General features: G+C 65.4%; 12 protein-coding genes. 7 read left to right on the forward strand and 5 right to left on the reverse strand.

Going from position 1 to position 11,534, the window contains the following annotated elements:
* Positions 1-94: 94 nt before the first annotated feature.
* From AC1C2N_RS15670 to AC1C2N_RS15690, 5 genes are read right to left on the reverse strand one after another with little or no spacing between them, the layout of a single operon-like run.
* Positions 95-1,603, reverse strand: a complete 1,509-nt coding sequence (locus tag AC1C2N_RS15670) for an SCO6880 family protein (protein WP_495434504.1) — start codon at positions 1,601-1,603, stop codon at positions 95-97.
* Complete coding sequence (locus AC1C2N_RS15675; protein WP_495434505.1) at positions 1,600-3,240, reverse strand: TrbL/VirB6 family protein; 1,641 nt, start codon at positions 3,238-3,240, stop codon at positions 1,600-1,602. Before AC1C2N_RS15675 ends, AC1C2N_RS15670 begins: the two co-directional genes overlap by 4 nt.
* 6 nt (positions 3,241-3,246) lie before the next feature.
* Complete coding sequence (locus tag AC1C2N_RS15680; RefSeq protein WP_495434506.1) at positions 3,247-4,005, reverse strand: DUF8175 domain-containg protein; 759 nt, start codon at positions 4,003-4,005, stop codon at positions 3,247-3,249.
* Between the two features lie 16 nt (positions 4,006-4,021).
* Positions 4,022-4,327: a hypothetical protein gene (locus AC1C2N_RS15685; protein WP_495434507.1), complete on the reverse strand. Its 306-nt coding sequence runs from the start codon at positions 4,325-4,327 to the stop codon at positions 4,022-4,024.
* A gap of 14 nt (positions 4,328-4,341) precedes the next feature.
* Positions 4,342-4,953, reverse strand: coding sequence for a DUF6668 family protein (locus tag AC1C2N_RS15690; RefSeq protein ID WP_495434508.1), 612 nt, complete (start codon positions 4,951-4,953; stop codon positions 4,342-4,344).
* 148 nt (positions 4,954-5,101) lie between these two features.
* On the opposite strand from AC1C2N_RS15690, the gene AC1C2N_RS15695 reads away from it, so the two are divergent.
* The 7 genes from AC1C2N_RS15695 to AC1C2N_RS15725 all read left to right on the forward strand — a co-directional run bounded on the left by AC1C2N_RS15695 (position 5,102) and on the right by AC1C2N_RS15725 (position 11,515).
* Entirely contained in the window at positions 5,102-5,350 is a 249-nt protein-coding gene (locus AC1C2N_RS15695) for a helix-turn-helix domain-containing protein (protein ID WP_495434509.1), read from the forward strand.
* Positions 5,351-5,568: 218 nt separating this feature from the next.
* On the forward strand, positions 5,569-5,856 hold the full coding sequence (locus AC1C2N_RS15700; RefSeq protein ID WP_495434510.1) for a hypothetical protein: 288 nt from the start codon (positions 5,569-5,571) through the stop codon (positions 5,854-5,856).
* Positions 5,856-6,935 carry a M23 family metallopeptidase gene (locus AC1C2N_RS15705; protein WP_495434511.1) on the forward strand — a complete coding sequence of 360 codons (1,080 nt, stop codon included), beginning with the start codon at positions 5,856-5,858 and terminating at the stop codon, positions 6,933-6,935. The genes AC1C2N_RS15700 and AC1C2N_RS15705 overlap by 1 nt, the downstream gene beginning before the upstream one ends.
* Before the next feature lie 16 nt (positions 6,936-6,951).
* A complete protein-coding gene (locus AC1C2N_RS15710) occupies positions 6,952-8,289 on the forward strand; it encodes a MinD/ParA family ATP-binding protein (RefSeq protein WP_495434512.1) in 1,338 nt (445 codons plus the stop codon).
* Positions 8,286-9,080 (forward strand): FHA domain-containing protein, encoded by a 795-nt coding sequence (locus tag AC1C2N_RS15715; RefSeq protein WP_495434513.1) that lies wholly within the window; start codon positions 8,286-8,288, stop codon positions 9,078-9,080. Before AC1C2N_RS15710 ends, AC1C2N_RS15715 begins: the two co-directional genes overlap by 4 nt.
* A 64-nt stretch (positions 9,081-9,144) precedes the next feature.
* Positions 9,145-9,438 (forward strand): hypothetical protein, encoded by a 294-nt coding sequence (locus AC1C2N_RS15720; protein WP_360029293.1) that lies wholly within the window; start codon positions 9,145-9,147, stop codon positions 9,436-9,438.
* 178 nt (positions 9,439-9,616) lie between these two features.
* On the forward strand, positions 9,617-11,515 hold the full coding sequence (locus tag AC1C2N_RS15725) for a hypothetical protein (protein ID WP_495434514.1): 1,899 nt from the start codon (positions 9,617-9,619) through the stop codon (positions 11,513-11,515).
* The last annotated feature ends 19 nt before the right edge of the window (positions 11,516-11,534 follow it).

Raw genomic sequence — 11,534 nt, forward strand, 5'->3', positions numbered from 1 at the left:
GGGCGACTGGGGCGGACCTCGGCCTGCTCCTTGGTGGTCTGCGCAGCGCGCTTAGCTCGCCGCGGCGACTCGTGCTTCTTCGTGCTCTTCTTGCTCACAGCTTCTCCCTCAGCTCGGCGGGAACCTTCAAGTGCTTCGGCAGCACCAGGCCCAGAGGCAGTGCGGCAGCGAACGCGCTGTCCTGAGACCCGTAAACGGGGCGCACGCGCAGGCGTGCGCCGGCCGCCAGGCTGTCGATCGCAGCTTTCGCGTCTTCGTACTTGGCAGGATCGGTGACGGTCGCGGTGATGAGCATGCCGAACTGGACCAGGCCGGCTCCGCTCGCCTCTTCGGTTGCGGTTGCGGCCGCGGCCCGCACAGCGAGGCTGTCGCGGGCGGCCGGCTTGTTCGTCGACGTCAACCGGAACTCGGCAGCGCGCAGATCCGCTTCAACGATCGCCGCGGCGCGCGCCGATTCGAGCGGCCGGTACAGGATCGACACCCGCTTGCGGGCAATCTCCTGGTGGGGGGCGAGCAGTTCGCGCAGCACTCCCGACTGGACGTTGCCGCGCGGTGCGCCCGTCATCGCCCAGGTGCAGGAGAACGCGGAATCGTGACGGTAGCCCGACCACGACGCCTCGGCCGCCGACGGTCCGACGTCCGGCCAGGTCAGCTCCGGCGTCTCGCCCTCGGCGTGCGCCTCGTCGATCAGCACTGCCGCGGCAGGATCGTAGGCAATACGGATCGCCTCGCACAGCGATTGCGCCGAGAGTGGGTTCGCAGCACCCGCTCCGGTCGCTTGCAGGCTGCCGGTGAGACCGGGCAGACGGGCGGCCAGCTCGTGCCCCATCTCGTCGTGCTTGCGCTTCTTCCCGCCGGCACGATGTGCCGCGCTCCACGTGAGCGTCACGTACGCTTTCACCGTCGACGAGCCCGACGGGTACGTGGCGATCACCTGGTGCAGCATCTCGCGCGCGAACTCGGGAGCGTCATCGTCGAGGTTCGTCAGCACCTCGCGGCGCAGCCGAGTGCCAGAGTCAGGGGCCGTCTCGATCGTCACGGATGCCGCCTCGATCCCAGGCGTATCGCCCAGGTTCGACAGCCAGTGCCCCCAGTCGGCCACCCATGCGTCGATCTGTTCCTGGTCGACGAGCGCGGCCCCGTCCGGCTCTGTGCCAATGACCACAGAGTACGAGCCCGTGGCAGGTGTGTAGAGCAACGCGAACGGGCGACCGTACGAATCGGTGTACTCATACAGTCGAGTCGCGGCCGCAAGGCCGGGGAGCTGATACGTGCCCCACAGCGCACGGCCGAGAGGCCCGCTGCGGTAGATGTTCGAGCCGTTCGACCGGGCTGCCCACCAGCCCACGCGCGCAGACCCACGAGACAGTGTGCTCTTGCCGTGAGCATCCTTGACGACCACCATCAACATAACGACCGCCAGCACCGCAAAGGCGATGACGCCTTCCAGGAGGCCGGCCGTCATGACGACGATGACAATGAGCATCAGGCCGCCGAGCAGGATCACCGTACCTACAGAGCCCAGCCCCAAGATGCCGGCACTGGTCGGCTTGCGCCAGTTGCCGTAGGTCCGCGGACCTCGATTCACTTCTGCGGTAGTCACGAACCGCTCCCTTCTGCAGTTGCTTGTTCGCCCAGATCCTTAGCTGCACCGGATGCAGCCTGACCAGCTTGTTTCGCGGCACCGAGTGCGGCACCGGCAGCCGCACCCCACGGGCCGCCTGCGGCACCCGCCGATGCTCCGGCAGCAACACCACCGCCGGCAGCCGCGCCGCCGGCAGCTGCGCCGCCCGCGGCAGCTCCGCCACCTGCGGCCGCTGCGCCTCCGCCCGCTGCGGCAGCGCCGCCACCGGCACCACCGCCTGTGGTCGCTGCACCGCCACCGCTCTTCGCAGCCGCGGTGCCAGCGCCCTGACTACCGGGCGACTGCTGCGGTGCGGACTGTGTAGCTCCCGTCGACATGGAGCTGCTACCCGTTGCACCCTGCGCGCCGTCTTCACCCTTCGAGCCGGCTAGCCGTCCGAGCTGCGCGGCACCCGTCGGGAGAGCCGCTGCGCCGCCCGCCATAGCAGCAGCGCCCATACCGGCACCGCCGGCAGCCATCGCGCCCACCATCGGCGTTACGAAGCGCATCAGGGCGGGCATCGCAAACAGCGCGAGCACCATCAAAATCATGCCCGTCAGAATCGACAACAAGCCGGTGCCGTCATCCTTGAACACGTCCGATCCGGTCAGGTAGAACGCCGTGGCATAGATGATCGCTGCGGCAGGTTTGTAGAGGATAAACGCGGCCAGCCATGCGATGCACTTCTTGAACCAGGTCTTACCCGATTCGGTGTTCGTGATCGAGGCCGCCAGCGGCAAGATCCCCGACAAGATCACGAGCATGCCGCCACGAGCGATCATCAAAATGATCTGCGTGATGGACGCGAAGATCGCGATAAGGCCTAGCAGGATGATGAGGATTGCTCCGAGCCCAGATCCTCCACCGAAGGCGAGCAGCGTTGTGACGCTGCGGCCGAAGCAGGCTCCGTCCTCAACAACGCTGCAGTCCAGCGACTTGTCGATGATCCACGCGGAGAAGCCGTCGGCGGCCGCCACCAGCAAGGCTGTGATAGTCACGCCCGCACCAGCAACAACGACAAGGGTAAGCAGGCTCCGCACCGTGTCCTTGCCCGGTTCGGCACGCTGTTCCCACACCATGCGGATACCGCCCAGGATGACCGACAGAACCGCGAACGCTCCGGTGTAGTACCAGAGCGCGGACTGTAGGAACATCACCGCGCCGCCGGCATTCGTTGGGCCATTCGGCAGCAACCCCGCGACGATCGACGAAGCTCCGCCCATCAGGACCACCGCCCCCAGGATCAGCCCGAGCTTGCCGAGTGACGCGAACCCTTCACCACGGCGCTGCTTGACCGCAATGAGAGCACCAAGAGCGAACAACGAGAGGACCGCGACCACAAGGCCGATCCAAAACACATACCCCATGACGAGGGTCAGGAACCCAGATCCCGCGCCTGCATCACCGGCCTGCACCGACGAAGAATCGCCCTCGCTGAACGTCAGAATCGGTGTACCAACGTTCACCCACATAGTGCCCAGCGAAGCAACAGCCTTACCGAGACCCTCCATGACAGCCGCCGCCATGTCTTCAAGAGCGCCACCCAGCAACTCCGAGATTGCATCTTGCGTGCATTTTCCGGGGTCGCTGAACAGTTCGATTGGGTTACAGGCCATGTGTAATCACTCCCTCCAGGCGATGTATCCGGCCAAATTTTTCAGGGGAACCACACTGATAGGTTCAGCCGAATCGGTACTGCTCTTCCAATCGCCTTCCGACCAAACCAGCTCATAGACGATTGAGGCCGTGCCTGTGCCGCTGCTACTTGAAACTTCAGTAGCGATGTCAACGCGAGCCGACTCGCCGTCATACGCGAGTAGCCTAAAACCGGCAATTTGCATACGGGTGTCGGTCTGCGATGAGCTGGTGTCGGTGTCCAAGCTCGGCCCGTCAGCGAGGAGCCGATCGCGGTACGCACCTGGTGCCAGGAAATAGTCGATCCACGCTGCTGTTGCCTGGGGGGTCTCCTGGGCAGCCACAGCGCTTGCAGCCGCGAATACCGCTCCCTCGGGTGAGCGCTGGAAGCAGTACTTGAAGCCTGATGAGTCGGTCTCTCCCGGCCCGTATTCATTTGAGACCGGGTAGGCGGTAGTGCCGCGGTAGAGCCATTCATCCGCGGTTGGTGCTTTACTCAGACGCGCCTCTTCGAGCACGTCTCCTTCGAGGCCGCAAACGCTACTGCCGCTCTCCACTCCCTCATCAGGAGCGGGAGCGGCAGTAGTCGCCGGCTTCGAGGGGTTTGAGTCAGCATCATCGTCACCGCCTAGCGTGAAGATAATCGAGAGCACGACGCCCGCGATCACCAGGAGCATGACCAGCGCTCCGGCCATCAGGAAGCTCGGTCGCGTCCAGGGGCTCTGCTGGGTTTCCTCGTTAGCCATGAGTCACGCCTTCCGATCAGGCACCCGAGAGGAAACCGACGAGAGCAACCGCGGCCGAGATGAGTACGACACCGCCAAGGATCATGCCGATCTTGCCGACATGCTCTCCGCCCTCTCCGCGGCGTGAGTTGAGACCCATCATGGCTCCGACGGCGAACAACGCGAGGATCGCGACGGCGAGGGCTACCCACTTGGCCCAGCCCATGATCGAGGTGAAGCCATCGGTGCCGGGAGGCTGCACGGGATCGGGGTTCGGCAGATCCGCCGGCAGCACTGCTGCGACTTCCACCGCTGTCTGAATGGCGGTCACAAGAACGCTCATCGTGTTTCCTTCTCTCAATTCGGGGTGCCGGCGGCACCAGTTTGGGTGAGCGTGGTCAGCTCGTCGACCATGCGACGAACCTCCCGCGGAGCGTTAGGAAGAGTGATGGGCTCCCCCAGACGCCACGATTCGATCCACGGCACCGACCAGGTGCGCGGAACACCCCCGCCGACCAGACGCGCGAAGTCGCGCAATGGTCGCGGGAGTCGGCCCGGTGCGTCGGCGACGATCGCCAGGCCGAGAACTTCAACATTCGGCACCAAGCCGGCAGCCCACTGGGTTGCCGCTGCCTGTGCCGCTTGCAGCCCACTCATCGACGAGCGGGCCACCAGTACGACGCGCGTAGGTGTCGGCGAGGCCGCGTGCGGCCACATGTGGCTGGCAGCGGGCCAGCTCGGTACGAGCTGCGACAGGCTCGACTCTCCTGATCCCCCATGCACGCCCAGCCAGCACAACGTAGCCAGCGGTGCGCGGTCGACTACGGGGATCTGCACAGCCGGCGTGGGGATGCCACGCTGCGGTGCTGTCGGGCCAGGGGGCTGCTCCACCGGCCCCACAGCTACAGGCGTCGCCGTAGGCTCAGGGTTCGCGGGTCGCGATACCCACGGATTTACTCCATCGGTCAAGACAACTCCTTGGATAATGGTATTGAGATCATTCTCAAGTCTACCATTATATAGGGTCAATTGGGGTAAGTATGCGTAAAATGATGCAAAATTATACAGATTATCGAACTTGGTGTAATCTGGTGCTATGCACAGAAGGTGGATGGCGATGAGCGCGGCGGCATCTGACGCGCTTGACGCGCTGTTCGCAGATAAACCCGAGACGCTGACCGTTGCCGAGGTGTCGACCTTGCTGCGCAAGACGACAACCGGGGTCTATGGCATGTGCAGGGCCGGCAAACTGCCGGCCTACCAAGTCGCCGGCCACTGGCTGATCCTCCGAGACGCGCTCAAAGAACAGATGCGTCAAGGGGCCTCAATCGGCCAGGCGGACGAAGAAGAGGAACCCCAAGAATAGGAGACAGTATGCGGCGGAGTGTACTTGCGGCGGCGCTGATGCTTAGTGCCGTACTCGTGACAGGGTGCGCGGGCGACTCAAAACCCGCAGATACCACTCCGTCGCCTAGTGCAAACGCGCACGCACAGGAGCAGTTCGAGGACGGGCACAGGCCGATCCCCTCGCCATCCTGGGAGGAATCGGACCGGGCCGCCGCGATCGTCGCAGCGGAAACCGCGATGCGCACGTATGCACGGCCCACCATCACCCAGGAGGAGTGGTGGGCCGGTATAGAGCCGCTGCTGAACCAGCAGGCCAGTCTCGACTACGCGTACGTGCAGCCTCAGTCCATTCCGGCAACCAAGGTGACCGGGCCAGGCTCCATCACAGATGATGAGAGCGCCCTGGTCGTGTTCGTCGACGTGCCCACGGATGCCGGTACGTACAACATCATCTTGAACCGCGACGGCGCAGGGGAACCGTGGCTCGTCGCCCGGTTCGTTCCCCCAGAGTCAGCGGGGAACTGATGGCCGGCGACAGTCAGAAGAAACTCGGCCCCATCGCGATTCTCACGGTGCCACTGTTCATCGTGGCACTTGTGTTCACCGTTGTTCTGACGGGCAGCGCTGCAAACTGCAACCCGTCGGGATCCGGCGGCGACAGCGTATCTGTCGACCCGGATAGTGTGCCCGACATCAACATCGGCAGCTACGGTCACGAACAACTCGTCAACGCCGCCCATATCATCACAGCCGGCGAAGACCTCGGCCTGAACGCCCGAGACCAGACCATCGGTGTCATGACCGCAATGGGCGAGTCGAGCCTGACCAACATTGACTATGGTGACTGGGAAACTGGCGGGGTTACTAACCCTGATGGTTCCGCAACCACGTCAATAGGGCTGTTCCAGCAGCAGGCTGGGTGGGGATCAGCCGAAGATCGGATGGACCCGTACAAGAGCGCCACCATGTTCTTCGAAGCGATGGTCAGGAATGTGCCCGAGGCGGAACGCGAAAGCCTCGCGCCGACGATCGTCGCTCACCGCACGCAGATCAACGCTGACCCATACCACTACGAAAAATACTGGGACACGGCCGTGCAGATCGTCGAGGAGCTGTCCGGCAAGACCACCCAGCTCGGCGCGGGCGGCGCAACCTGCAAAGACGACACTACGCCAGGACACGTCGGCAAGGACGGCTGGGCAAGCCCCGGAGACGGGCCGATCAACGACCGATACGGACCCCGAGCCGCAATCCCCGGAGTGATCGGCGCAGGATTCCACACAGGTCTCGATCTCGAAGCTGGCGGTTGCTACGGTCCGATTTGGGCCGCCCACGACGGCACCGTCAGCAACGTCTTTATCGACTCGTATAGCAACTGGTTCCTCATCGTCGACCACGGCGGAGGCGTCATGACGCACTACGTCCACATGTACGCCGATGGGCTGATCGCGAAAACTGGCGACAAAGTAAAAGCCGGCGAACAGATCGCCCGCACCGGATCGAGCGGCGCAAGCTCCGGCTGCCACCTCCACTTCGAGGTGCAGATCGACGGCGAATTCACTGACCCCGAACCGTTCCTCGCCGAACGCGGAATCACTTACTAGGAGAAGGAGATCCCCCATGAGCACAGACACCACGGCCGCATGGCCCCGCGTCGCTGCCGTCATCAAGGACGACGGCAGCGGAGAGGTCAACATCAGCGGGAAAACGCACCCGGTACAGGCCGAAGACCTCCCCGGAGCTCGAGCTGCAGTCGTCGAGCTCGTCGCTGAAACAGCCGACAAGCTCGGCCGCAGCGTCCGCGCCACAATGACTGACCCCGACGGCGATTGGCCCGTCATTATCGCCGCAGACGGCACCGTCGAAGCCGACGACAGCGCACCCGCGCGCCCGCGTGAGCGCGACGCCGAGGACGACGAACCAGCGTCAGCCGAAGATCCCGCGATCGCCACAGACACTCCGGCGGCCGCCGCCGTCGTGCCGTCTCCCGGCCATGCCGAAGTGCCGGCGATCGCCACGGCGACGTCGACGTCGGCCACCAGGCGCGAGGCCCGCCAGTCGTTCCTCACTCAGGAGCAGACCGAGGAGCCGGCAACTCGCGGATGGCGCGGTGCTCTCTCCCGCGTCGGGCTCCGCATGAGCCCGAGCGACGCCGAGCGCGCCGAGCGCGCCGACGTCCACGAGGTAAGCCAACACTGGCCAGGACCCCGCACAATCGCCATCGTCAACGCGAAGGGAGGGGCCGGCAAGACGCCCTCAACTGTTTTGCTTGCCGCAGTTTTCGCACGTTACGGCGGTGCCGGTGTCCTCACATGGGATAACAACCAAACGAGGGGCACACTCGGATGGCGGACCGAGCAAGGGCCGCACGAGGCTACGTTGCTTGACCTTCTCCCCCAAACTGACCGGCTCCTGAGCACGGGTGCTCAGTCAGCCGACCTCGCCCACTTCGTGCACCACCAGACGCGCGACCGCTACGACGTGCTGCGCTCAAAGCCGATGGAGCTGGCAAGCGCGCAGCGCGTCGACGCCGCCGACGTCGACGCCATCCACCAGGTAGCCAGCAAGTATTACCGGCTGATCTTCATCGACAGCGGCAACGACGAGTCAGACCCGATGTGGCGGCGCATGATCGACCACACCGACCAACTCGTGGTCGCGACCACGACCCGCGACGACCACGCAGAGGCCGGCGCGCTTCTCCTCGAAGCCCTCGCCGAACGCGACGAGCACACCGCGCAGCTCACCAAAAACGCTGTTGTCGTTGTGAACCAGGCAGACCCCAAGGCCAACAACGCCGCCCGCGTCGCAGACGGCTACCGCGCGATCGCACGCGACGCCATCACGATCCCCCACGACCCGGCAATGATCGACGGGGTACTGCGATACGGCTCCCTCCGACCCGCGACACAGCGCGCCTGGCTCGCCGCCGGAGCCGCCGTCGCACGCGGACTATGACCACCCCCGATAAGACCCACCGGGTTGCGGACTGGCCGCGCATCAGCGCGACCGTCCGCCCCGATGGGGCCGGTGTGCTCACCATCAACAAGACCGATCGACTCTGCCACGCTGCCAGCGTCGACGAACTGCGCACCGGCATGATCGCCCGCTGCGCAGTGATCGCGCAGCAGCTCCGACGCCCCGTACGGTTCGAGGTCACCGACGACACCCAAACATGGCAGCTCGCCATCCGGCCAGAGGGCTACGTGCAGCTCATCGACGACGCCGGCAAGATCCCGCCCGCATACGGGCTCACCGTCCACAACGGCCCCTGCCGAGTCTGCCGGCACACCCAGCCCATCACCGCGGCAAAGTGCGAGCAATGCGGCATCGCTGGCCCACATCGCGTCGACGTACAGGTAGTCGGCCCACCCGCAGAACACGCCATCGAGCAGACGCCGCCCACAGGCACGCCAGCGCCGGCCACCCGGCTGACGCTGCGCCTCTTCCTCAGCACAGCCCACGAACCCATCGACGTCGACAGCGCTGCAATCGGTCGACGGCCCGAGCCCGTCGACGGCCGTCGACCCATCGCCCTACACAGCCCCGGCCGCATGCTCTCCCGCACCCATGCACTCGTCGACGTCGACAACGCAGGCCAGATCCTCGTCACCGACCACCACAGCGGCAACGGCGTACAGACCGCCACCGAGCCGCCCATGATCTTCCAGCCCGGACGCCCCTACGTCGTCCAACCAGGAACCACGCTCGTGCTCGGCGACGTCACATGCAGAATTGAGCTGCATTAATGTAGATCAACACGCCGGGCACTCAATCTATGTAGATGTAGGCGCATCGGGGTAGTGTTGATGCATGGCCAGTCAACAGTACCGACGCCCCAGGGGGACACCGAAGGTTGCTCTCAACCTTTTCGTTGCCCCTGAGGTGAAGGAACTCATCGACACCTACTCGAAGAGCGCAAACGCCCCTATCTGGGCAATTGTTGAGGCAGCGATCCGGTCCGGCAAACCCGGTCCCGATGGCATTCCCGAAGGCTGGGATCTGCCGGTTGACGGCGACACCCTGCCGGGTCTGCAACGGCCGCGTACAGTGACCGTTGCTCACGATAGCGATACGGAAGGCGGTTCTATCTCGAAGACCGCATAAATGAACGATCCCCCACTCCGGGGAGTGGGGGATCGGAAGTCAGTACCTGAGCCGCAGAAGTTTGGCGACAGAAACGGATCAGGTGATTCAAAAGCCCCGAGGGGCTTTTGCCTGCCTTGTAGGAGGTGCGTTAATCATATCATTAGAGCCAGCTAACCGTACGTGTACGCCTATCGGCGTGGCGTGGGCGCTCACTGCTGAGCTGAGCCCGCGCCCCCGTGTGCGCGTCGCTGTCGAAGACGTCGAGGGCACGACCCTGAACCTCTACGCCTCCACCGCGGCGATCACCGGCCCTGCCCCCGCAGGACCGTGGGCAGTTATGCTCGCCGACCGAGACGGTCAATTCCACCTGATCGCGTTCGACCTCGACGCGAAAGCAGGCTCGTCCGCGGCCGCCGAAGACGCCCACACCATCTCCGAATACCTCACACAGTTCGGCATCGAGCACGTGATTTGCGAGTCCGGGCCGACCGGCGGCCGACACGTATGGATCGCACTCGCCGAGCCCGCAGACGCGCAGCTCGTGAAAGACCTCGGCATCTCATTCGCACGCGCCTGCCCGAGCCTGGACCGCACGCCCATCAGTAACCCGTCGACGGGCTCGGTGCGCCCCCCAGGAGCACCCCACCGACTCGGCGGGCACTCCCACGTGCTCAGCGGCGACGTCGCCACGCTCACCACGCCGACAACTACGCCAGCGCAGCTCGTGCAGCTCGCCTCACAGCTCAACACCGACTACCCGACCGACAGCAGCGCCGCTGCCCGCCCGGAAGCCGGCCCGCTACCCGTCGACGAGACCGGGCAGGTGTACCTCCCCGGCCCACGCCGGCCCCTGCCGGCCGGAAGCGCCGAAGCCCTGCACCAGGACGTCACCCGCGACACAGACGCCTCAGCAGTGCTCTGGCGCGTACTCATCGGTGCCGCTGCCGCGCGCTGGCGCTACGCCGACGTCGCAGCACTCCTGCCCACAGCTCCCGGCCTAGAGCACGCCCGCACTGAGCGCCGCAGCAAGGGCTCCGCGCAGCGCCGCCCCCGCCCCGTACACGGCTCGCACTCCTCACAAGGCGTCCTCCGCGCCCAGTGGACCCGCGCAGTGCGCCGCGTGGCCACGACTCCCCGCCAGGTCGGAGAAGACCCCACGTTCGAGCCACGCGCCCAGGCGATCGCCGAGCACGTCGACCAGGTGCAGACACGCGCCGATGCCTCCGTAGGACGCTGGACGCGCGGCGGCGGCCCCTCAGACCGCCGCATCCTCGATACCCTCTGCCTCCTCGCTCTACAGGCCGTCAGCGCCTCTGTGGAGGCCGATACCCGCCGCCTCGCTGTCCTGGCAGGCGTCGGCCGAGAAACCGCGCGCACTGCGCTTCTGCGCCTCGCGGAAAGCGGATGGATCACCCGCACTCTCGGCGCCGATGGCCCCAACGGAGCGCACTGGACCATCGACCCCCAGAACGCTATCCACAGCCCCTTAGACACCGCCCGGTCACAAGCGGGCGCACGCCCCGCAGGGGCGGCGGCCGCACACCGGGATCTACTCATCACGACCTTGACCACCCGACTGCAGCACTCTCGACACGACGTATTCACCTGCACTCGGGCTCTCGGACTCCACGCTGGAAACACCTATGCTCGGCTCTCCCTCCCCCTCACACTGGAAGACATAGCCCTGGCCACCGCCCAAACCATGCTCAGTGCTCAGCGCACCCTCCACCGTCTCGCCTCATACGGACTCGTACGCCTCACCCGTGCCGGCTGGACGTCAACTCACCCCGACGAGCGCGACCGCGTAGCCGTGCAGCTCGGTGTCCACGGCCGCCTGGCTGCACGCGCCGACGCCTACACCGTCGAGCGCGTGCATTGGGGATGGTGGCAAGCAGAAGTGCTCAGACTCAGCAGCCCCGGCAAGAACGCGAACAAACGCCCCGCCAGGCACGAACAGCAAGCATTCGTACTCGGCCGCGCATGGGATCGCTACCCCGCCTACCCCCGCACCGCCGACGGCCGCCCCGATCACGAAGCCGCCAAAATCGCCATCCGAACCGGCCTACTCCCCCAGTTCTACGAACTCGCCGCATAACCCTGCCCTGCACAGCTCC

It is taken from the genome of Mycetocola sp. Y791, assembly GCF_059445325.1.

Bases quoted from the DNA above. Each gene is read 5' to 3' on its own strand.
- AC1C2N_RS15715 (WP_495434513.1), top strand. From the start codon at position 8,286: ATGACCACCCCCGATAAGACCCACCGGGTTGCGGACTGGCCGCGCATC.
- AC1C2N_RS15705 (WP_495434511.1), top strand. From the start codon at position 5,856: ATGGCCGGCGACAGTCAGAAGAAACTCGGCCCCATCGCGATTCTCACG.
- AC1C2N_RS15675 (WP_495434505.1), bottom strand. From the start codon at position 3,240: ATGGCCTGTAACCCAATCGAACTGTTCAGCGACCCCGGAAAATGCACG.
- AC1C2N_RS15685 (WP_495434507.1), bottom strand. From the start codon at position 4,327: ATGAGCGTTCTTGTGACCGCCATTCAGACAGCGGTGGAAGTCGCAGCA.
- AC1C2N_RS15680 (WP_495434506.1), bottom strand. From the start codon at position 4,005: ATGGCTAACGAGGAAACCCAGCAGAGCCCCTGGACGCGACCGAGCTTC.
- AC1C2N_RS15720 (WP_360029293.1), top strand. From the start codon at position 9,145: ATGGCCAGTCAACAGTACCGACGCCCCAGGGGGACACCGAAGGTTGCT.
- AC1C2N_RS15695 (WP_495434509.1), top strand. From the start codon at position 5,102: ATGAGCGCGGCGGCATCTGACGCGCTTGACGCGCTGTTCGCAGATAAA.
- AC1C2N_RS15710 (WP_495434512.1), top strand. From the start codon at position 6,952: ATGAGCACAGACACCACGGCCGCATGGCCCCGCGTCGCTGCCGTCATC.
- AC1C2N_RS15700 (WP_495434510.1), top strand. From the start codon at position 5,569: ATGCGCACGTATGCACGGCCCACCATCACCCAGGAGGAGTGGTGGGCC.